Source organism: Bacteroides intestinalis DSM 17393, from assembly GCF_000172175.1.
Taxonomy (GTDB): Bacteria; Bacteroidota; Bacteroidia; order Bacteroidales; family Bacteroidaceae; genus Bacteroides; species Bacteroides intestinalis.
Window position 1 is genome coordinate 387,221 of the sequence record NZ_ABJL02000007.1, and the last position, 23,715, is coordinate 410,935.

General features: G+C 43.3%; 13 protein-coding genes. 4 read left to right on the forward strand and 9 right to left on the reverse strand.

Features of this window, described 5'->3' with window-relative positions:
• Window positions 1–47 precede the first annotated feature (47 nt).
• Window positions 48–4,109: a two-component regulator propeller domain-containing protein gene (locus BACINT_RS05515; protein ID WP_044154888.1), complete on the reverse strand. Its 4,062-nt coding sequence runs from the start codon at window positions 4,107–4,109 to the stop codon at window positions 48–50.
• Between the two features lie 158 nt (window positions 4,110–4,267).
• Between BACINT_RS05515 and BACINT_RS05520 the strand changes: the two genes are divergently transcribed.
• On the forward strand, window positions 4,268–5,527 hold the full coding sequence (locus tag BACINT_RS05520; RefSeq protein ID WP_007661238.1) for a glycoside hydrolase family 76 protein: 1,260 nt from the start codon (window positions 4,268–4,270) through the stop codon (window positions 5,525–5,527).
• On the opposite strand, the gene BACINT_RS05525 is transcribed toward BACINT_RS05520, so the two are convergent.
• The gene (locus tag BACINT_RS05525; RefSeq protein ID WP_007661239.1) at window positions 5,517–7,466 is read right to left on the reverse strand and encodes a glycoside hydrolase family 97 protein; all 1,950 of its coding nucleotides are present in this window, start codon (window positions 7,464–7,466) and stop codon (window positions 5,517–5,519) included. The two genes, BACINT_RS05520 and BACINT_RS05525, sit on opposite strands and share 11 nt — an antisense overlap.
• A gap of 198 nt (window positions 7,467–7,664) precedes the next feature.
• On the opposite strand from BACINT_RS05525, the gene BACINT_RS05530 reads away from it, so the two are divergent.
• Window positions 7,665–11,288: a glycoside hydrolase family 38 N-terminal domain-containing protein gene (locus BACINT_RS05530; RefSeq protein ID WP_044154891.1), complete on the forward strand. Its 3,624-nt coding sequence runs from the start codon at window positions 7,665–7,667 to the stop codon at window positions 11,286–11,288.
• Window positions 11,289–11,482: 194 nt separating this feature from the next.
• Here BACINT_RS05530 and BACINT_RS05535 read toward each other — a convergent pair whose 3' ends face one another.
• Genes BACINT_RS05535 through BACINT_RS05545 form a run of 3 tightly spaced genes read right to left on the reverse strand, consistent with a single transcriptional unit; the run spans window position 11,483 to window position 16,706 of the window.
• The gene (locus BACINT_RS05535; RefSeq protein ID WP_044154892.1) at window positions 11,483–13,987 is read right to left on the reverse strand and encodes a glutaminase domain-containing protein; all 2,505 of its coding nucleotides are present in this window, start codon (window positions 13,985–13,987) and stop codon (window positions 11,483–11,485) included.
• 20 nt (window positions 13,988–14,007) lie between these two features.
• Window positions 14,008–15,471 (reverse strand): glycoside hydrolase family 125 protein, encoded by a 1,464-nt coding sequence (locus BACINT_RS05540; protein ID WP_007661243.1) that lies wholly within the window; start codon window positions 15,469–15,471, stop codon window positions 14,008–14,010.
• A gap of 35 nt (window positions 15,472–15,506) precedes the next feature.
• The gene (locus BACINT_RS05545; RefSeq protein WP_021967159.1) at window positions 15,507–16,706 is read right to left on the reverse strand and encodes a glycoside hydrolase family 76 protein; all 1,200 of its coding nucleotides are present in this window, start codon (window positions 16,704–16,706) and stop codon (window positions 15,507–15,509) included.
• A gap of 411 nt (window positions 16,707–17,117) precedes the next feature.
• On the opposite strand from BACINT_RS05545, the gene BACINT_RS05550 reads away from it, so the two are divergent.
• Both BACINT_RS05550 and BACINT_RS05555 read left to right on the forward strand, forming a co-directional pair.
• Window positions 17,118–18,425 (forward strand): AAA family ATPase, encoded by a 1,308-nt coding sequence (locus BACINT_RS05550; protein WP_007661245.1) that lies wholly within the window; start codon window positions 17,118–17,120, stop codon window positions 18,423–18,425.
• Window positions 18,400–19,188 carry a hypothetical protein gene (locus BACINT_RS05555; protein WP_007661246.1) on the forward strand — a complete coding sequence of 263 codons (789 nt, stop codon included), beginning with the start codon at window positions 18,400–18,402 and terminating at the stop codon, window positions 19,186–19,188. The genes BACINT_RS05550 and BACINT_RS05555 overlap by 26 nt, the downstream gene beginning before the upstream one ends.
• A 72-nt stretch (window positions 19,189–19,260) precedes the next feature.
• Here the strand turns inward: BACINT_RS05555 and BACINT_RS05560 are convergent, their stop codons facing one another.
• The 4 genes from BACINT_RS05560 to BACINT_RS05575 are packed head-to-tail and all read right to left on the reverse strand — an operon-like array spanning window position 19,261 to window position 23,704.
• Window positions 19,261–20,406 (reverse strand): glycoside hydrolase family protein, encoded by a 1,146-nt coding sequence (locus BACINT_RS05560; RefSeq protein ID WP_007661247.1) that lies wholly within the window; start codon window positions 20,404–20,406, stop codon window positions 19,261–19,263.
• 8 nt (window positions 20,407–20,414) lie between these two features.
• The gene (locus tag BACINT_RS05565; protein WP_007661248.1) at window positions 20,415–21,464 is read right to left on the reverse strand and encodes a nucleoside hydrolase; all 1,050 of its coding nucleotides are present in this window, start codon (window positions 21,462–21,464) and stop codon (window positions 20,415–20,417) included.
• 18 nt (window positions 21,465–21,482) lie between these two features.
• Window positions 21,483–22,673, reverse strand: a complete 1,191-nt coding sequence (locus BACINT_RS05570) for a nucleoside hydrolase (protein ID WP_007661249.1) — start codon at window positions 22,671–22,673, stop codon at window positions 21,483–21,485.
• Window positions 22,670–23,704: a glycoside hydrolase family protein gene (locus BACINT_RS05575; protein WP_007661251.1), complete on the reverse strand. Its 1,035-nt coding sequence runs from the start codon at window positions 23,702–23,704 to the stop codon at window positions 22,670–22,672. Before BACINT_RS05575 ends, BACINT_RS05570 begins: the two co-directional genes overlap by 4 nt.
• Between the last annotated feature and the right edge of the window lie 11 nt (window positions 23,705–23,715).

Here is a 23,715-nt window from a genome sequence, read left to right on the forward strand (position 1 = left end):
TTCCTGAATTCAGGAAAACGATCAGGTTAAAATTTTAGGTTGCGCTTTTATAATAAAGACTTCTCTATCTTTACGTTATCCTTCTGCTGTTCTCTGTACTGTCGCGGCGGCATGCCGAAGTGTGAAGAGAACAACTTATAGAAGGTGCCGCGGTTATTGAACCCTGTCCGATCCATAATTTCTTCAATAGTGAAATTCTTGGTCAGTAACAAATGTTCGGCCATCGTAAGACGATATTCCTTGATGATATCAGCCGGTGACTTTTCGGTAATCGGTTTCAGTTTCCGGTAGAATTGACGGGTGCTGTATCCCAAATCACTGCTCAATAATTCGACGGACAAGTCGGGATTGGTGATGTTCTTCTCTATGGTTTCTATTACTTTATCCAGAAATTCCTGATCTTCCTTATGGATGCAGTTCCCATTTTCTACGGTGAAGGAACTGAATATGGAACTGTAATATTCTTTTAAGTCCGATTCGCGCTGAATCAATCGATAGACCACTTTTTCCAGGTATTTCACGTTGAAAGGCTTCGTTACGTATACCTCCGCACCGGCTTCAATACCTTTCACCTGATCGTCTTCGTGATGAAGTGCGGATAATAAAATAAGTGGAATATGGCTCCATAACTTATTCTGCTTGATTTTCTGGGCGAAAGAAAGTCCGTCTGTTTCAGGCATCATCACATCTGAGATAATCAGATCCGGTTGTTTTTGTTCCAGGTTAGCCAGAGCCTCTTGGGCGCTGCCGAAAGATAGTACATTGTATTTATCTACAAATATTTCCGAAACAAACCACAGCATGGAAGGATCGTCATCAATAATCATAATTGTGTGTTTCGAACTATCGAATTTCTTAATGGTCTGTTCTAACTCTATAGATTCTGTATTAGTATTTATAGGTGTTGTTTCATATTCTTTCCGGGACATATCTGCCTCTTGTTGGCTTGGTGATAGTTCCGGTAAAGTAACTGTAAATGTCGTTACTTCGTTTTGGATACTGCTGACATTGATTTCTCCGTTCAACAAAGTAGTCATGCTTTTGCAAATAGCCAATCCGAGACCGTTTCGTGAATTCTTCCCATTCATCTCAAAGGAATCCAATATCTTGTAGCGGTCGAATATCTTCGAAAGGTTTTCTTTCGCTATGCCTTTTCCGGAATTGGATATGCTAAGGGTCAGATGTTGATTCTCTGTCTTCAGGCTAACGGTAATAGTGCCTTCTTCCGGAGTATATTTAAAGGCATTGGAGATCAGGTTATTGGCTATCTTGTTGAAACAACTGATATCCGTATTCCATTCAATATCCGGTTCGATATCCAATTGATAATTCAAGTTCTTATTCTCGGCCAGTTCACAGAATGATTCTGCAATATTCCGGAGCTTGTCCGATACCGGTAATCTTTGGATGGAAAGTGCCTTATGGCCGGTTTCCAGCCTACGGAATTCAAGCAATTCCAGAATCAAGCTATTCAGTTTCTCCGTATTCTGCTGTATCATCTTTCCGTATTTGCGGATATATGAGTCTGATTGCGGGTAAGCAAGTATCTTTTCGCATGGACCGTAAATCAGTGTGAGCGGTGTACAGAACTCGTGTGTAATGTTGGTAAAGAAGCGAAGTTTGGATTCGTAAACTTCTTCTTTCTTTTCCCGGTTCAGCTTTTCGATGATGCGGTGTTGTTTCCGACGGTATTGACCGATAATCCTGTAGACAGCAAGAATACAGAGCAAAGCTATGATTATGAAATAGAAGATATATGCCCAGGTACTTAAATACCATGGTGGAGTGATCTGAATCAGAAGAGTCTGAGGTTCAGACTCTTTCCCATTCATGTTATTTCTGTATTTTACTAACAGCCTATATTGTCCGGGTGGAAGATTGGAAAATACGGCACTGGCTGACGTTCCACTTTCTATCCACTGGTTACTAACCTCATCCAGTTTGTAAGAATAAGAATAGTTGTTGCCGTTTATGTAATCGACTGCCATAAAATTAATGCAAAAGAAATTCTGGCTGTAGTCCAGTTGGAGTATTTCCTTTTCTTTCTTTTTATGAAGAAAGTCATATATATTATATTCTTTTCCGAAGATAGACAATCCTTTCAGGCTTATCTGAGGCATATAGTCTGCCATCCTGTATGTATTAGGCTTGATGGTTACAAAGCCGTTTGTACCTCCGAAGAATAAGGTTCCGGTTCGTAAGTCCTTATAAAAAGCTCCATCACTGAATTCAGTGACTTCCAGACCGTTTTGCCTGTCGTATGTCTGTCCGGTGTTTGTCTGCGGGTTAAATCTTACCAGCCCTTGATTCGTGCTGATCCAGAGGTTGTTTTGCTGATCCTCTAAAATGCCGTGTACGGTGTTGTTTGAGAACAGGTCCGCCCGGTCATGCCGATGAGAGTAATCCTGATTCAAGTGCAGCAATCCTGAACTGGTGCCTAGCCAATATCCCTTTTCGTTTTTGTAAATAGCGAATATATCATTGGCAGTCTGACTTTTTACAACATCGTCAAACTTGTAGGGAGTCATTTCACCGGTTTCTACATTAAGCCGGTAAGCACCGTAGCCACGATTACCAAACCAGAGTATGGAGTCACTTTCCTGGAAAGAGGTAAAGAAGTAATTGGATGCCATGCGCCCTTTATCCAGAACAATTCTGGTGGCTGATTTAACAACTGGCGAGCTTCCGGTATTATTCAGAATTACCTTTACGATACCCTCCCCAACGGTAGATACCCATAAGGTAGTATCATTCAGTTCATTGATAGAATGTACGTATTTCACTTTCTTATTATCGGCAACGACTGGAAACTCCTTTAGTTGTTTGCTTTGGTACGAATAATAATTAATGCCGTTTTCGGTACCTATCCATAGTTTGCCTGTAGCGCCGGGAGCAAAGCAATAGACGGCATTATCAGTCAGTGTGCTGTTAGCAGCAGAAATACGGTTGAAGGAAGTTAGCGGCTCCTTATCAGAAGAATAATTATTGATACGTACTATGCCACCTCCTTTAGTTCCTATCCATAATGTTTGTTCCTCATCACAGTAAAGTGCGCGTATGGGGTTGTTAATCTGGTAAACAGGGGTATCCAGCAGCGTGTTTGTTATGGAAAAAGCATCGTTAAAGTACATATATACGCCTTGACCGTCTGTTCCTATCCATACGATATCCTGAAACTTGTCTTTCATCAGGCAGAAGATTCCCGAATGTATTTCGGTAGATTGCATCTGGTATTTCACTTTCTGGTCGGTCATGTATTTTAATAGAATTAGTCCGCTGCTCTTGAAGCCGATGTAATAGTCGTTCTGTTGCTTGATAATAGAAGATACCTCTCCACGTGACTCGATTTCGGTTTTAAGGTCGGCTATATAGTACTCTTGTTGATTGTTGAAATTATATTCGTATAATGAGTAAGTATCGTCAATGAAATAGACTAAGTGATCTTCTGCAAAAGCCCATAGCAGTTTTCCGGTATGCTTGAACAGATTGTTAGGAGTTAGGGTCACTCCCTGATCTGTTTTATGAATCTGGTAGCTACGGGTATCATGATCTGATGTGAAAATCCAGAGAATATTATTTTCATCGATAATCGTGGATAATACATGTTCAAAAGCAACTGGGGGAACCTCCAACTTCCGGAAATCCTGTTTTTCCCGTTGGTAATGATAAAGATATCCGTCATCTTTCACGATGAAGAGTTCGTTATCGTCACTTTTGGTGATGTAGTTATTGTCTTTAAAGTCCGGGAAACTTTGGCAGATTTGATGTTTGGTGTCCAACCTATCCAATCCGTAATTGGTTTGTATCCATAATACGTTCTCTTCGGCTTCCATGATATGGTTGATCAGATTTCCCGAAAGTAATGTTTCTGAAGAATAGACTGGGGTATATACCTGTATGCGGGTGCCATCGAAAACATTCAGACCGTCACATGAACCGATCCAGATGACTCCTTGATGATCTTGGTGAAGAGACAGGATAGCACTATTGGATAGTCCGTTTTTATTGGAGAACTGTCGTAGGCTATATGCATAATTCGCCAAAGGGAAACAACATATAAAGCATGAAAGCAACCATATAAACCGGAATACTTTGTGGATGTTTCTCATATTCATATATTCGTTAGACGTCACAAAGATAAGGAATAATGGCAGGATATTGTCTTATAGTCGGACTTTTATGTCCAAAGTCTGTATATCTTTTCTTATGGAGAACGCTTAATTTTGCATCAGAAAATTAGTACTATAAATTTAGAAAACAGATCGATATGATAAGAGTCTCTTTGGGAGTGGCAATGATTTTATTGCTGACATCGACTGCTATATGCAAGGCAGAGGATTTCAGAAAGAAAACAGATCAGACATCCGGGTATACTCAGAAAGAAGTCTGGATGGCTTATGACGGATTTAATAAAACCTTTCTGGATTCAAACAAATATATCTATAAAACGGATACCTCCTTCGAACAGGCGATTGACCGCGGTAATGGTGCCGCAGCTATCTGGTGCCAGCCCATTTATTGGGAAATGGCTATGAATGCATATAAGCTGGCTAAGTCGGAGAAAGATAAAAGGAGAACTAAAGAGATGAGAAAGCTTTGTGAGAAGATTTTTGCTGGAAACAAAGCACATTATGCACATTTTGATTTTGATGATAATAATGAAAACACAGGTTGGTTCATTTATGATGATATAATGTGGTGGACTATTGCTCTGTCGCGTGCCTATGAGCTATTTGGGGAGGAAGAATATCTTCGACTGGCAGAAGCCAGTTTTAAGCGGGTATGGTATGGCTCGGATAAGGTAGGAGACACAGGATCTTATGATGAAGAGGATGGAGGTATGTTCTGGCAATGGCAACCTATACGGAATCCGAATCCCAATAAACCCGGAGATGGAAAGATGGCCTGTATCAATTTTCCCACTGTAGTAGCCGCCCTGACTCTCTATAACAATGTACCGGAAGGAAGACCGGAGCAAACCGGACAAATTCCTGAATGCCAGTCAAAGAGGCAATATCTGGCGAAGGGTAAAGAGGTTTATGAATGGGGAGTTGAGAATCTGTTGGATCAGAAAACGGGTCGCGTTGCCGATAGCCGTCATGGTAAGGGTGCTCCGAATTGGAAAGCACATGTTTATAATCAGGCTACTTTTATCGGAGCCTCCGTTTTATTGTATAAAGCTACAGGTGAAAAACGCTATCTGGATCATGCGCTCCTGGCAGCTGACTATACTTTCAATGAGATGTCTTCTGCGGAACATATACTACCTTTTGAGCATGGAATCGAGCAAGGTATTTATACTGCTATTTTTGCTCAGTACATTGCTATGTTGGTATATGATTGCGGACAGACTCAATATCTTCCATATCTGCACCGCAATATTTGTTCCGGTTGGTCCAACAGGGATGAAGTACGTGGCATTTGTGGCGGTGAGTATACCCAAGCACTGTCAACCGATGTAGTGGTTGACAGTTATTCCGCTTCAGGCATACCGGCGCTGATGCTTTTGTTCCCTGCTATTCGATAACAGCAGCGAAACCGCCATTCCGTACAAGACGTATGCTGATTTTCTCTCCCTTTTTCAGCGTACGTTCTTTTTTGCGATAATCCATAGCCTGACGGTCGGCATTGATTCCATCTTCAAAAGAAGTCATACGATATGTTTTTCCTTCTTTTAAGAAGCTGAAGTCCAAATCGAAAGTTCTTTCTTTCTGCTGGTTGTTAGTCATGCCACCAATGTACCATTTGTCTCCTTTGCGTTTGGCAACAATGGCATATTCACCGGCTTTAGCTTCCAGAGCGATGGTTTCGTCCCAAGTCTGTGGAACCTGAGTAATGAACCGGGTACATTCTTCGTTACGGTAATAAAGTGTCGGATTGTCTGCCATCATCTGGAGTCCGCTTTCAAAGATGACGAACAGGGCCATCTGATAAGCGCGTGTACCTATGCTGGCGGAATTAGGACGTTCGCAACGATATACTTCCGGTTGCATGCTGAACATGGCTCCGGGGGTATAATCCATCGGACCCACTGCATTTCTCATGAAAGGCAGGTAAACACTGTTATCCGGTTTACATCCGCCCATTTGTTCCATACCTCTTACGCCTTCATACGACAGTACGTTAGGATACTTATATTCTAACCCGGCCGGTTTGAATGAACCATGGAAATCAACAAATAAATGATGTTTTGCGGCTTCCTTAGCCACTTTTTCATAGTAGTTAACCATCCATTGGTCACTCCGATCCATAAAGTCGATTTTAACGCCTTTTATTCCCCAATTTTCAAAAGTTCCAAAAAGCTCGAAGTTATTCTCTACTGCCAGCCATGTCAGCCAAAGTACAATGCCTACATTTTTCTCTTTGCCATAACGGATAAGTTCATGCAGGTCTACGTCCGGGTTGGGAGTATACGGATCTTTTGTAGATTTTGCCCAGCCTTCGTCCATGATGATATAGGGCACTCCGTAACGGGAGGCAAAGTCGATGAAGTACTTGTAGGTGTTCAGATTACATCCGGCTACAAAGTTTACGTCCGGACCGTAAGGAGTGGCACCATTCCACCATTCCCAACTGGCTAATCCGGGCTTAATCCAGGATGTGTCTTCCAGTAGATTCTTGTCTGCCAGCTTATAGGTCATCGTATTTTCTATCAGTTGCCTGTCATCCTTGCTGATGACGAAGTAACGCCAGGGAAAATCACGTTTTCCATTCGTCTTGGCTATATAATCCGCTTCTTTGAGAATCTTCAGGCTCCGGTCTCCATCTTCTCCGAATTCCACCGGTACCTTCGGAAACACGGAATACATTCCATTGTTATTATTGCTTTTGAGGAATAGGGCAGGATAGTCCGTCAGATTCGATTCACTGATCAGGATCTTATAGCCTTTTTGTGTATCGATCAGGATGGGCAATAAAGCCATCTTGTCGGTTTCTTTCCAATCTTTGCTTTGTATGTGTTGATAGGCTTCTTCATAAGCTGTTTTGAAACTACCCGGTTGTTGGGTATGGAGTAAGTAATTATCCGGGAAATGCACTTGGAATGTCTCATTCTTTACCTCAACAATTCCTTTTTTGTTGGTGATGAAACGATAGGCAAGTCCGTCATTAAAGGCACGGAATTCCACAGAATAATCTCCCTTGAATTTCAATATGAGCTGATTGTAATTGTTGGAGACGGTTGAATACTTAAGTGGTACAATAGGGGTTAATTCTTCCTGAATGCTTTTGGAGGTTGCTTTTAGCAGTTTGGGGTTAGCCCCCAATTGCAGGTTACCTATTTCCAATTGCAGGTTGCCTTTTTCCAGTAATGTTTCATTCTGGTAGGTAATGTCGTAGTCGATTTTATCCGAAAGACTGATGGATATACCGATATTCTTATCCGGGGATGACAACTTATATATCTTTTGGCTATGGCCATATAAAGATACACAAAATGCACAAAGTAACAACAGGTGTTTTTTCATGGTAAATAATTGTTTTATGTTTCGGTGTAAAAGTACTGCGTTGTGTAGATTATCCTTTATGTATTCGTGACATTTATGTGTTTTTTTTGCGACATTCGGGCTTTATATACAATAATGTCATATATCCGTATACCGGATGACCTCATGACGCCCTATCTTTACCTCACACTAAAAACATTAAATGCGAATGCTATGAATTTGAAACAATCTCTTATGGTATGTGGTGCTTTTCTGGCACTGACAAACGGAGTCGTTTCAGCCCAGACTACTGCTACGAAAACGGCAAAAGTATATACTGTGGCTGATGCTCATCTGGATACCCAATGGAATTGGGATGTGCAAACCACCATTAAAGAATATGTGTGGAACACATTAAACCAGAACCTGCTTCTACTGAAGCAATATCCCAATTATATTTTTAATTTTGAAGGAGGTGTAAAGTATGCCTGGATGAAGGAATTTTATCCCCGGGAATACGAATTGTTGAAGGAGTACATCAAAGAAGGACGTTGGCACATTTCCGGTAGTAGCTGGGATGCCAATGATGCTTTAGTTCCTTCCACCGAATCCTTCATCCGTAACATTATGTTGGGTCAGGAATACTACCGGAAGGAATTCGGGGTGGAGAGTACCGATATTTTTCTTCCCGACTGTTTCGGTTTCGGCTGGACTTTACCCACTATTGCCGCTCATTGTAGTCTGATAGGTTTCTCCTCTCAAAAGCTGGACTGGCGTGTACATCCTTTCTTTGGAAAGAGTAAACATCCTTTCACCATTGGAGTGTGGAAAGGAATAGATGGTTCTTCTATCATGCTGGCTCATGGTTACGGCTATGGTAAAAGATGGAATGATGTAGATTTATCTGAAAATAAAGAGCTGATGGAATTAGCGGAGCGTACCCCTTTGAAAACTGTTTACCGTTATTATGGAACAGGTGACATCGGTGGTTCACCTACTATTGGTTCCGTACGTTCCGTAGAGAAAGGCGTGAAGGGTAATGGTCCATTGCAAATTATAAGTGCTACGAGCGACCAGTTGTTCAAGGATTATCAGCCTTACAAAGAACATCCTGAACTTCCTATGTACGATGGTGAACTATTGATGGACGTACATGGTACCGGATGTTATACTTCGCAAGCGGCTATGAAACTCTATAACCGCCAGAACGAACTTCTGGGTGATGCAGCCGAACGTGCGGCAGTAGGTGCCGAGTGGCTGAATCTTGCAGATTATCCCGGTACTTTCCTGACTGATGCGTGGAAACGCTTTATATATCATCAGTTCCATGACGACCTGACGGGAACCAGTATTCCCCGTGCCTATGAATTCTCATGGAATGATGAATTAATTTCTCTTTCTCAATTCTCAGATGTGCTGACATCCTCAGTACGCGGCGTTGCCAGCCAACTGGATACCCGCGTAAAAGGTATTCCTGTAGTACTTTATAATCCGTTGGGCTTCTCTGCAAAGAGTGTGGTGGAAGTGGAAGTCAGTATGCCGCGCGCTCCCAAAGGCGTATCTGTTTTTGATGAGGCGGGAAAGAAAGTGGCTTCTCAATTGCTTTCTTATCAAAACGGGAAAGCAAATCTGCTGATTGATGCTGTGGTACCTCCGGTAGGTTATGCTGTATATGATGTCCGTACTTCCGGTGAAAAGGCTACAGAGCTCTCTGCACCGGTCCGTGAAGGCGAAAACTACCGGGTAGAAAACTCCGTATACAGTATGAAGCTGGATGCTAACGGAGATATCATTTCTTTGCTGGACAAGAAAAACGATAAAGAGATTGTGAAGCCCGGAAAGGCTATCCGTCTGGCTCTCTTTACGGAGAACAAATCTTATAGCTGGCCGGCTTGGGAGATTCTGAAAGAAACCATAGATAAAGAACCTATTTCCATTACGGATAAGAATGCTGAGGTTACACTGGTGGAAAACGGTCCGCTACGTAAAACAATCCGTATCAAGAAGCAGCATGATGAATCAGTTTTCTGCCAATACATCCGGCTTTATGAAGGAAGTCAGGCACCTCGTATCGATTTCTATAACGAAATAGAATGGCAGAGTACCAACGCCCTGCTGAAAGCAGAGTTTCCTCTGAACGTTTCTAATGAGAAGGCGACCTATGATTTGGGTATCGGCAGCATACAGAGAGGCAATAATGTCCCTACAGCCTATGAAGTATATGCACATTATTGGGCCGATCTGACCGACAAGAATGAAAGTTATGGAGTTTCTATATTGAATGACAGCAAATACGGATGGGATAAGCCCAATGACAATACGATTCGTCTCACGCTATTGCACACACCGGAAACAAAGCGAAACTATGCTTATCAGAATCGTCAGGATTTTGGTTTCCATAGCTTTACTTATAGCTTGATAGGTCATGACGGTAAGCTGGATAAAGCGGAAACCGTTCAGCAAGGAGAATTGTTGAATCAGCGTCTGAAGGCTTTCCAGACTGATAGTCATAAAGGTACATTAGGCAAAACTTTCTCTTTCGCTTCATCTGATAATCGGAATGTACTGCTTAAAGCATTGAAGAAAGCTGAAAGTTCTGATGAATATGTGGTACGTGTGTACGAAACTGAGGGTAAGCAGGAACAGAAAGCTACTCTGACTTTTGCCGGAGAGATAACCGCTGCTTGTGAAGCAGACGGAACGGAGAAGAAGATCGGTAATGCTTCATTCGCAGGAAACACCTTGCAGGTTTCTTTAAAACCCTATTCTGTCAAGACATTCAAGATCAAGTTGAAACCTTCCGGGTCAGTGGCTGCCACATTGGATTCAGAATATCTCGCGTTGAATTATAACCGTAAATGTGCTTCATGGAACGAATTCCGTAATGAAGGAAATTTTGAATCCGGCTATTCCTATGCAGCCGAACTGCTTCCTGAATCATTGACTGTGAATCAGATTCCTTTCAAGCTGGGTGAGAAAGATGCTGCCAACGGTATGACTTGTAACGGAGATACCCTGCAAATTCCTGTAGGCAAAGGATATAACCGTATTTATTTCCTTGCAGCTGCCACCGATGCGGATTATGAAGCTACCTTTACCACCGGTAAAACACAGCAGAAAGCCTTTGTCCCTTGTTATACCGGATTTATCGGTCAATGGGGACATACGAATCATACAGAAGGGTATTTGAAAGAAGCTGAAATAGCCTATGTAGGTACTCACCGCCATGGAGCTACCGAAGATCTTCCTTATGAATTTACCTATATGTTTAAGATAGGGGTAGATATTCCTAAGGGTGCCACTACAGTTATATTGCCTGCAAACGAAAAGATCGTTCTTTTTGCCGCTACTGCTGTAAAAGAAACAATGGAACCAGTGGAAGTAGCTACCCAATTATTCAGGACTGCCGTGAAAGGTTCAGTTACCATCAAGGAAGCTACCGTTCCCAAGGAGAACATCTTGAAAGAAGCCCATGTGATGGGTTGGTCAGGATATACGCGTGAAGGTGAACACCCCCGTCTGATGGTGGATGGAAATAGCGAAACAAAGTGGTGTGATACCAGTATATTACCCAACTACGTGGATTTCGACCTGGGTGAAAACAAGACTATCAGCGGCTGGAAATTACTCAATGCCGGACAAGAAAGCCAATCCTGGATTACAAGTGACTGCTTCCTACAGGTGAAAAATGCTGTTAACGAAGAATGGAAGACGGTAGACGGAATATTTGGTAACTCAAGTAACGAAGTATCCAGAAATCTTTCGCAGCCGATAGAAGCGCGTTATGTTCGTCTCTTGGTAACTAGACCGACACAAAGCAAAAATGGAAATGCAGTGCGTATCTATGAATTTAATGTGTATTAAATAAAGGCGTTTGAATTAAAATCCCCGGTATCCTTCTTCATGACGGGATATCGGGGATTTTCTATTTGAACCCTATCTGAAACATACTTGCTTCGTACCATTGCCGTACTTTCTCCACTCAGAGGTACCTCTGGATGGAGAAGGTACGGAGCAAGTGTGCTTCAGATAGGGCTCAGGTATGGTGCAGGAGATACTTATTTCTCCTGCATTTTGTCCATCAGTACTTTTATCCAGTAACCTCCGATTACAGAACGAGCCTTAAAACCAACCCAGGTACCTGTATCGGTATAGTGCCAGTCGTTCATTGGTACACGGGAGATTGTTTCATTGGCATATTTGTAAATGGGATCAATGAACTTTTCAAATGTAGCCTGGTCGGAAGCCATGGCGGCTGTCCACATAATCCAATCGGACTTGCTGTAAGTCTTGCGGTTATCCAGCGGCAGACCGTAAGCATTCTGTTTGGTCAGGTAATATTTGATTTCCTTTTCAGCAACACCGGGGAATAGGTTCAAATTCCACATCTTGTCCCATACCATATTATACTTCTGGCTCCAAGTGTTTTCACGGTCGAAAGCCAGACGGTAGTGGTCACCTTCACGTGCCATTTCTTCCCATTTTACGGCCATCTTTTTTGCAGTTGTTGCGTATCGGGCAGCAACATCATTCATGCCAAGCATACGTGCCATTTCGCTATAAGCGGCAACGCCCATGATTGCTTTTACGGACAGGTTGGTATTGTGTGCCCAGTGTCCGGCAAAGTCATCCGTACATAATTGGTTCTCAGGATTCTGCCCGTATTCTGCAAGATAGTCGGTCCAGATAGTCAATAGATCCCAGTACCGTTTGGCATAATTGGCATTGCCTTCTGCTTTGGCAATGGCTGCTGTCAGAATTACCATATTACCCCCTTCCTCAAGTGGCATATCACCGCCGTACACCTGACCGTTGGCTATGGGATAGGTGCCCAGGTCGTGAGCAGGGAACGGCTTATTCCAGCGTCCGCTTGCACTGTATTCGAAGATACTGGTCATCATTGCTTTTTGGAGGTCGGGATTATATATCAGGAACAAGGGGGCGGAAGGATAAGTCAGGTCAACCGTATTGACACATCCGTTGCTATTGTTTTCTTTAGAGAAGAACAGCAAATTGCCTTTTTCATCTTTAAACAGCTTATGGGCGGCAATCACCTGACGGTAAGCTAATGCGCAGAGTTCGGCATATTTGCGACCGCCAGCCTGTTCGGCATCATTCAGAATCATGGCATCGTAGGCACGGCAACGATGCATGATGCTTTCATAATTTTCTTTGGCACGTTCGAATGCATCGAAGATACTTACTTTACCATCGTGTTTCCAGTAAGCCATACGACGCTGGTACATGTATTCGATGGAATAAATGTCGTCGTAACCTACCATCATGAATCCGGACTTTCCGGTTGCAGATACCATTCCCAAGTTGTCGGTGTATGCCATGGCAGGCATCAGTTTTGCCTGACGTGTGACGATCTCCCCTTTGCTGGGAAGTAACTTTCCGCTTGAGGCAAATGTCGATTTCATTTCATTGTAATCGCCCAAGCTGACTGCTGTGGTTGCATTCATATTGCCTGCAATATAAGCATACCCCCAGTCTATACAAATCAGGTCGCCTTTGTGGGCTGTGACGGGTTGGTCGATCGTTCCGGCCTGTATATAACTCAAACCATTGCGGCGGATCACTTTAGCAATTGTAGGTTGTATGGGTTTGTTTACTGCCAGTTGTGGAGTGGTTTCTATATATACCTGTACATCATGCTGTTTTTTGTCGATGGAGCGCACCTGATAAGAGATGTAGTTGACCGGAGTAGAGATGAGATCCAGATCGTCCAGCATCAAGGGGGCTGTAAACACGACATTCAGTTCTACCGGTCCGCAAGCGAATGTATAATAAGTCTGCGTGGGCAACACGGAAACAGATTTCTGTATGGCAAGATTTTCAAAGGCAGTCGTTTGGTTGTTAGGCACGAATAACCCGAAATCTACATAGGCGCCTCCGGTTGTATTGTGACAGTGGGCGGCAATTACATTTTTGCCTTTGCGAAGCTTCTTTTTGGTTTCAGCAGTCAATTCCAAGAGTACGTTGTCTCTCCAGCAATAATCTGTTGCTACCAGGCGTTCGCCATTCAGATAGAGTTCAAAGACATCATCATGCGAGTATTTCAGGTAGACCGGACGGTTGCTCAGATCTTCGTTCAGGTTGAATTCACGACGTACCCAAATGTCCGGTTCACTTTTCCAAGGGGTTCCGATCATAGATCTGTCTGAACTTCCGAAAGCTGCTTTTCCGGCTTTCCAACCGTTGGCATTGTATTCGATGTCTGTCCAGTTTCCGGCGGGTTGTTGGAAGGTGTAGTTACCTTCCCATATTTCATCTTCAACCATTGGGAGTATAGCCTCCAACGTTTGTTTTCCCATGAAACGATATACTTTTCCGTCTACACGGACAGCTCCGATAAGCGGATGTTCGGTTCCGGTCCAGTGTTCGGTACTTCCTTCATTCAGTTTGTCGTAGGGTGACCAGATGGAAAGGTATGGATCGGAAGTAATCAGTGGCACAGATGGTGCACGAAGTTCCGTTTTCTGTACAGGTGTGAACAAGTCGGCTGCTTGTGATTGGCAGAACAGTCCGATTGCCAACATCGTTGTAAATAGACTTTTCATTTGTTTTTGCATCTTGTTTTTTAAATACTATTCAGTAAATCCAGTTTTCCTTCGTTTACCAGTTTCAGAATCAATTCTCCGAAAAGTGTGTTTTGCCAGGCGAACCAAGCGCGGGTGAAGTTTGCCGGATCATCTTTATGGAAGGATTCGTGCATGAAACCTGTACCTGCATCTGTGTTTATCAGCATCCGGATACATTCTTTGATTTCCTGATCGTCTTGGCTGGTGAATGCCTTCATCATGATACTCATAGGCCATACCATATTGTAGCCGATGTGCGGGCCACCGATTCCTTCGCCAGCTTTTCCTTTGAAGAAATACGGATTGCTTTCACTCCATACGAAACGGCGGGTGTTCTGATAGATGGGATCGTTTACATCTACATCACCCAGATAAGGCATAGCGAGCAGGCTCGGTACATTGGCATCGTCCATTAGCATGTGATTGCCGAAGCCATCCACTTCGAAAGCATAAATAGTACCGAATTCCGGGTGGTTGTAAGTAGCATATTTCTTCAGTGCGGTTTCCACTTCATCGGCAAGTGCTGTACATTCTTGCGATAAGCTGTTGTTCTTGTTTACCGTTGAAAGAATTTCGGCCGCTTTTCTTAGAGAAGATACGGCAAAGAAATTAGATGGAACCAGATATTGGAAAGTGGTTGCATCATCGGATGGACGGAAGCAGGACACAATTAGTCCGACAGGATTGACAGGAGCACCCAGACCATCGTTGTTCAGGGTATCGAGAGCACGTTCCGTCTTGCGTTGGAACTTATAAGGACCTACACCATCCTTGCGTTGCTGTTCCTTGAACGTTTTCAGGATATTGGTAATCGCTTCAATCCAGGCTTGATCGAAGACACTGGCATCACCGGTTTCTTTCCAATACTGATAGGCCAGACGAAGCGGGTAGCAGAGTGAATCGATCTCCCACTTGCGTTCATGGAGTTCGGGCTTCATGTCTGTCAGGTCCGACATCCAGCTGCCGCCTACCGGACCATCATTATAAGCATTGGCATAAGGATCGATGTTGATGCACATAAACTGACGGCGGATTACACCTTCCAGCATCTTCTTCAGTTCCGGGTCCTGGTTGGCAAGTTGTACGTAAGGCCACACTTGTGCACCGGAATCACGTAACCACATGGCATGGATGTCACCGGTATAAACAAAAGTATCCGGTTTGCCATTCAAGAGACGATAGTGTACGGTGGTATCCAATGTGTTGGGGAAACAGTTTTCGAACATCCATGCCAGTTTGGCATTGGTCAGTAACTTTTTTACCCGCAGGATTTCCGCTTCTACTGCTTGTGATGTGTAGAGGCGGTTCTTTACTGCCGGACGATTTGTTTTGTAAGCAGCGGTTATTTGAGCATGATTTACTACTTTCGTGTTATCTTGCTTCAGAGCAGGCAGTGCTGCTTTGGCAGTGCCACTCATACATAATAGTGCCACTGCGCATAGGCCGATCTTCTTCTTTTTCATATTCTTGAAGTATTAATATTTTATTAGTATGATTATTATTGGATAGCTGCAAGGCGGGCATACATTTCTACCATGGCAGCTTGTGTGAGAAGCCATTTCCGTTCATTCCGGTTATTGCCGGTGAAGTCGGTGTTGAAAAGACCTTTCTCATCGCGGGCATGTTCCCAGGCGTGGTCCAGACTCTTATTGAAAGAATCCAGATAGGTTTTATTGTGGTCTATATGATAAAGTTCGATGAACCCCCTTAGCATGACGGCAGTAAACCATACATCTCCTTGCTTGATCATTCTGAATGCTTCGCCATGTTCCGGGGTATAGTCCGTAAAGAAGTAATTATGGCATGCCTGAGCTATATTTTGTGCATCGGTCAGATACTCCTCTTTTCCGGTGAGTTGATATAGTAAAGAGGCGGATTGCATCATTTGTCCGCTGTTGTAGGCAAACTTGGCTTTACCTATTCTCCCATTCAGGGATATATTGTCAAAGTACAGGTAGTCTGTAGAATCTTGTAGTTGGGCTTGGGTCCATTTGTACAGTTGTTCCCCTCGCTTCAGGTAAGCACTATCCTGGGTAGCCTTAAAGAGTTTCAATGCGAGGACTGAGCCGGGAGCATTGGAACAGGTATTCTTGGAGCCCTTCTTTTGTTCGCACCAGTAGATGCCACCACCTAAGTTATCATCCATGCCGCTTTCTATAAACTTCCAGATGAGTTTTGCTTTCTGAAGGTATTTATCTTCTTTAGTTGCTAAATAGGTGTCGGTGAAGTCAATGCCCAGCCAGACATTATCATCGTAGAAACGGTCGGATTGGGGAGCTGTGCGGATGTAGGAAGCGTAAGCTTCGGGTGCTCTCTGGGTATCGAAATACTCTTCTAAGCCTACTAATACCTTCTTGTCGAGCAGTGATTTGTAGAGGGTATCTTGTGTGACTTCATATAAAGCGCTTACTGCGGAGAAGGTGCCGGAATAAGGCCATAAGTAGGAGTATTGGTTGGGCATATTCTTTTGTTCTTCGGATGCCAGATAGGTTGCGGTGTAGTCACCGACATTCGAAGGATAATTTTCGCGAAGCAGGCATGTGCCGGGAGCAGAGTAGTTCTGGTATAGGGAATCCAATGTTTGCTTGGCCCGTGTCAGGGAGAGTTCATTGCCTACGACTACCTGTTTCCGGGTGTCGCAACCGGTCAGTGCGGCTATGCATACCAATAGCCCGAAGAATACTTGTTTTGAGTTCATCATTCTTAATTTAGATTGTTATTGGGTTAATATTTTGTTTCAGTCGGCAAAACTTTTTCTTAATATGCAAAGTTACTCGCCGACCTGTAAAACGATATACGATTTCGCGACATTAATGTACTAGAGAGAGGGAATGACACAAAAGGAGATAGATGTGTCATAAAAGCGTAAAGGAGAAAGGATAGGGGAAATCATGCGAAATGGAATCCCTGCGATTTTTTCTTTTTCTTCTACTTAGGGTGGAAATGGAAGCTTCTCGTGCGAATAGGATTATCAAATTGACAGATTGGCAAAATGGTTGTATGGTTAAAGTTTAATGATGAAGTTTGAAAGAAAAGAATCTAATGAGTTTATCTATCAATTCAAATAAATACTCTATTTTTGTTGTGTTCAATGATTTGATGAAGACTTATGAGTAATTACAGATATACATTATCCGATTATAATGCGATTAAAGAAGCAGATATTGCTATTAATGGCATAACTGTGCTTGCCGGAGAAAATGGATGTGGAAAAAGTACATTGTCCCGTTGGCTTTATTATCTGATTAATGGTTTTAACAGGTTTGATGAGTTTGCTTATAACGACTTGTTGAAGCAGATACAAGATTGCTTGCGTAAGCCGGATCGAGTGCGTAGAGATATAGTGAATCGAGGAGATGAGAATATCAATGTTACCTATAGCCGCTTGCTGGAGACCAGAGTTGTATATGGGGATATTGAAAGTCTTTTTCATGCGAGTTTGGATGTGTTAGCCTCTTTCCGGAAAGAGTTAATAAGTTATATGAATAGTGGTGACGAGGGGAATAAAAATCGAATTCTGACATATCTTGCTATACCATTGGATGGAGGTATTACTTTGGATGATTACTGTGATGATTTAGAGAATATTGTTACGGCTGCATACGTTAATATTTTAGATGACTTAAGGATGCATCCGGTTGGGAGATTACAAGGGTATATCTATGAATATCTGATTGAAGAAGGAATCTTTGATCCTCCTGCTTCTATTCAGTTATATGAAGACCAGATTCCTCTTTTGGCAGAACGGTGTTTCAGTATGCCTTATATGTTGCATAGAGCAATATATATTGATACCCCTATGGCATTAGCAGTAGAAGGATCAGAGTTAAATCATTGGAAAGAGTTGGCGAATATGATGCTTAGCTCCACGGGAACTAATATACCGGAGCGGAATAGACTTCTTTTAGCCCGGATAATGCGTTCCATTAATGGTAAGATTTCAGTGGATAAGGGATGGTTTAAGAATGACGAATTACATTATCATCGTACTGACGGACTGGATATCACGCTTGCGTCTACAGCCACCGGAATCAAGTCATTCGCTTACTTGCAACGTTTGCTTGAAAATGGATACTTGAATGAAGAGTCTCTTTTGCTTATTGATGAACCTGAGGCGCATCTTCATCCTCAATGGATTGTAGAATTTGCTCGTTTACTGGTGTTGCTTCATAAACAAGTAGGGCTCAAAATAATAGTTGCAAGCCATAATCCTGATATGGTATCTGCTATTCAGTCAATAGCCCGTAAAGAGGGCGTATTACAGAATACCTGTTTCTATCAGGCAGAGAGAGCTTCAGAAGATTCCATGCAGTATGTCTATAAGAACTTAGGCAGCGATATAAGTGAAATCTTTAAGTCATTCAATATTGCTATTTCACGTATACAGGATTATGGTTCAACTGGTCTGTCAGAATGATATTATAGTCAGCCACCCTTTTGCTTGTCATTGTCAGGCTACTTTGAATGATGTTGCTGCAAAAGATTATCAGAGAACGGGATGGTTCGATCCACGTATCACTTGTCTTTCATTGGATGACTATGAGGCTAAAGTACTTAAAGGGAGTAATGACTGTACAATGGATGCTGCCATTGGAATAGGTAATTATGCGAATAATCGTGTTACTACTTCCCGGTTGATGCTGGTAGAGTTGAGAATGGGGTATGATAATGTAGATAATTTAAGTGCATCTTCATTGGAAAATAAGATAAACCATTCCGAAAATCTATTGTCGGGTCATCGTATAGACAAGAATAACTACTTTATCTTTAGAGACGGAGTGGCGGCTCAGGCTAAAAGCTGGGCGGAGCGAAAAAAGAAAGAAGGAGGAGTATGTCATGTATGGGTTGTCTTGTCTGTAGATGAGTTTAATCATCTGATTCAGTTTGTAGAAGATATGCCTTATGTACCAAATAATGATTTGGCACAGATAAGCAAAAGACTGACAGATTGTGTGACTGATAGAAATTGGAGAGGTTTATGTGAAGAAACGGACTACTGGCGGGAAAAGGCACTTTACTATAAACATAGATATGAATTGGCTGAGTTTGAAGCTATTCGTACTTTGTTGTTAGATACATGGTGTGCTATTGAACCTGATCAACTGGGTTTAAATATACTGTCGGATGATTACTGTTTTTTATGTATAGTCAAGGAAGATCTTTCTTGTTTGAATGTTTAGCAATGATAATAAGCTTATTTTTCCGGTAATCAACTGAAACTACTAAATTCGGTTGATTACCGGAATTACTTTTTATTTACTCTTTACTACCTTACTTTTCCAGATGTGGTACGTCCACTCCGCATGGCTACTGCCCGAAGGTTGTACATCAGGGGCTGCCTTGCTGACTGTAAAGTAGAATTCCGGTTCTTCCCAGTCTTGCAAGTGGCCGAAATTATCCCTCAGCAAAGTGGCATTGTGGTTTCTCGGATAGCCGGTATCATCCGGGGTGATCCGGTAAATCGGTGTCCAGTTACCTCTTTGATTGGTGAAGTCAGAAAGGTTCATGTAGTCTATTTCCAATGAAGAATTCAAATAATTGGGATAATCATTGGGCATAGGTTGTACCGGACGTATCATGACGATTTTATCCGCATCCTTGTCAATTGCAAATTCCGAGTTACAGGTATAATCCCTTGACTGGTTGTCAATGGCCTTTAAACCTGTCTGTACAATCGTTTGCGGGGTACTGATGGAATATGTATCCATATTACTGAAATCCGCTTCGGTCCAGACGATGCGCGTACCCCCGATATCACCTACGGTATAAGTCAGCAGTAGCTTACCTTTTCCATCCAGAGATACGACAGAAGGCTGGCCTACTCCCCATGACTTACCGCCGCCACCTATTTCCTGGTCACCTTCGCTCGACCATGTTTTCTTCACAATCTGCTGCGGATACTTCACCCAGCTATCTGTATCAAGATCGTTGCTGAACGCGACACCGATTTCATTGTAATATACTCCGTACATATTACTCAGGAAGAACATGGCATACTTGTAGGTAGTATTCTTCCAAGTGAAGTTACCTTCGATAACAGAAGGGTCACAGGTATGGTGATCGTCCCATGAACCTGGTACACCAGGCTGCAATACACTTTTGGCAGCAGTCTGTGTACCATCTGGGTTGATCTTGATATGGAAGATATTATCGACCATGATCAGGTTTTCCGGATTGCCGCAGAAGTATAGATGAACTGTCCCATCAGCTTGTTTCAAGGCACTTGGGCAGTAAGAATACTTGCTCTGGCCTTGGAAGCCGAATACAAATTCCGGTTTTGTGATGGTTACGGTAGGTGTAGGTGTTGGCGGGTCTATCGGAGGGGTTTCTCCGGGAGCGGTGTCCGAGCAGGAACACATGAGGCATAAACTTATGAGACCCAATAGATATTTAGTCATAATGCTTATTATTTATTGAAGTGAGCCGGTTGCTTGGTCAGTAACTGGACGAAATGTTGTTTGATATTCTCAGCCTGAATGGAATCTACTGTCAGGTAGTAACGGTTTCCTGCGGCATCGGGAGTAAATTCAGTAGCACCTTGGTCTGTTACGTTTATTTTACCTGCCGGAGAAACGTTGAAATAGGATGGACCTTCAACAGAATACAATACGGAAGTCAAGTCCCATGTAGGACGGTCGTAGGGCATCTGCTGGTAGCTTTTATATGCTTCTACCACTGGGTGCATAGGAGCCCATCCGAAATCGTTTTCAATGCTGCTGCCGGGATAGTTGATGGCGATACCTACTTCGAAAGGAGAAGTCACTAGTGTGGTAGGCCATTCGGAGAATATCTTCTTTGCCGCCGGAATGTCTTTCACTACGTTATATTCGAATAGGTTGGGATTGTTGAAGCAGCCTGCCATGGTACACAGCAGTTTTACTTTTTGGGCAACAAGCTCTTTTCCGGTCAGCGGAGATACATCGTCAGCCGGAGTATCCAACAGGCGTGCAAGGTTCGTGGAGAAACCTACGGAGATGATGGTAACAGAACTGTCCGGTTGCTGTGCCAATAGCTTACGATAGAGGGCAGGCGCTTCCGGCAGTTGGTTATAGTCACCTTTCAGTGAGCGCTTGAAAGCCGGTTCACCGTTATCCTTCTGGATGAGGCATACGGCTTTGGCATAGTTTGTAGCATCGTTCTCACAGTCGGCTCCGTTGTGTATGATTCCGATAGGGATTTGAGGATAGCCGTACCAGGTATTCATGATGTCGGTGTATTCGGCCGGATAAGTTCCTTCTTTGTTGATGGTGATGCCTAATAAGTCGATATCTCCTGCGTCCAGATACTTGTAAAGCATATCCAGTGCCAGTGCATCGTCCACGTCGTTACCTATATCCGTTTCCAGAATAATTTTGGGTACATTCGGGGTGATTTCCGCAGTTTGTTGTTTCTTGGAAGTGCAGCTTGATAGAGCCAATACTAACAAGCCAATCAAATAAAGTTTGCTCTTTCTCATGACGGTATATTTAAAAAATTAGTGACTGGGTGAAATGGATATATAGAGTTCGGGAATCACCTGTTGGAGTGCTTTCTCGTTCTCGTCAAGGTCTGGACGATAGTAAATCTCTTTATCGGAGGATTTATCGGTGTATGAAAACTGGAATCGTCCGTCGTCTCTTATCTCATCAAGGTTACAGCGGCGTAGTTCGTTTGCTACAATGCGGTCGCCTTTGTTGCTTTTCCCTTCTTTGACGAGGCGGTATTCTCCGGTGGGAGTACAAATGATCTCCCTTTGTGTTGCTTTCAGCCAGATGGCACTTTCCCATACGTGGAATGGACGGGGGTAACGGTTGAGGTCTATATCAACCGGATAGTCGGCATTCATGGCACGGAGGAAGTCATATTGCAGTTTCTGGGTGAAAGCAAAATCAAGATACCGTTGCAATTGGGGATTCATCTTTCGGATAAAATCCATATCGGGTAATTTCCAGTAGGTATTGTTACAGTCTTTTACGAAGCCTCCGTCTTTGCCTGCACATGGATAGATGGCTACGGGTAAATCTGATTTTAATATTCTGTTGAAAGCGAACACGTCCAGTGCTACATTCCACTCACCGCCCGGAATAGCATTTGCCCCGGCATCGCTTCCCAATTCATGGTTCTTGCTTGCTGTCCCGGCACTTAGATGAATTTTGTGTATCTTCTGTTTCATCAGCTTGGGGGCACGGTTGTAGGCAACCGCCAGTATCCTTGCCGAACCGAATGACAATACCTCTACGGGTTCTTTACTCTTTTTCAGAACTTCCAGCAGTATATTGATTGCTTCCTGCTCATAGCCTGGCAGATACTCCATCCGGTCTTCTTCCGATTTCATCATGGATAACGGACCAATGCCATAAGGTACCTTTTTGTTGAAGATATAACTTAATTGTTCCACAGGGATAATTCCGGCTTCTCTCGGTCCACGCGGGTCTTTCCACAGGGTGGGATGGTCGGCGGTATCTTTCCTGAATGCGTCTGTGATGTCCAATAAGACGGCTTTCAGGTCTACATCGGGCAGTCCGAAGCCCATAATGAGGTCCATGTTATCTCCCGGGTCCTGATACGGATGATATAAGTCGGTGATTACCACTACGGGAATCTTTTTGTATTGCCCTGATGCCTTCCCACAAGGGAAGGCAAGAATAAGAGCAATGCATACTATTTGCAGGATTGTTTTATTCATTTGAAATAGTTTTTGAGATTAAACGTAGCCGAATACAGGTCGTATGACCATAGCCAGTTTTCACCTGTCATGGCGGGAGTGAAGTACATCACCAGTTCATCGTCACTAAGCATGTAACCTTTCGTATCCGTCAGGATACCCGGATTGTGATTTCTTGGGAATCCTGTTTCTTCCGGTCCTGCATGGCCGATTTCAATCCATCCGTCTTCCTCGGTAAAGAGACTTTCTGTTCTTGGTTTGTATGCCAGCCGGCAGACATCTCCTACCCAAGTCGGTATCTCTTTGATGGGGGACACACGGGTTTCCGAAACCATATATATATTCTTGTCGGACATGGCAGGATAGCTGTTGGCGCTCAGGAAAGGAATTGCTTTCTCTTCGCCCAATATGATATTATCCAGATCATTCAATTTTATTTCGCGCATACAGAAAGGTCCGTTCTCCGTAGTCGAATGATAGAATAATTGTATGGTCGTAGAGTCTTTGACGATTGTTGTACTTTGCCCTACACCCCATTTGGTAGTATCTTCATAAGCCACCAGCGGATTGCGGTCGAACTTGATATACGGGCCTTCGATGTTCTTGGAAATGGCCAGTCCTATCTGGTTGTGGTTACAGTCCCAGCGGTCTACGCCCAGGTAGGTCATAATCCAGTTGTAAGTTTCTCCTTTATAAGTCGTTTTAAACTCACGTACGTCCGGGTCGCAGATGTGGCAGTTATCCCAACCTGTCTCGGAAGGTTCGATGATCTGTGTGCCGGGTTGCCATACATAGCCTTTCTCCGTGGGGATTCCTTTGTATAGATAAACATAGTCCACAATCTTGAACGGATCACGATTCTCACATACAAAGCCGTACCGGATGCCGTACTGGTCTTCTATGATGCTCGGAGCATAGTTATAATGGCCGGCACCGCCGCTGAACTCATACCGGATTTGCGGTGTGAGTTTCTGCGGTTCATTACCGTCATTGCCCTTGCAACTCAAGAGTGTGAGCAAGGCAAGGTATATATAGGTCTTATAGTTGTTCATCTCTTTAAATT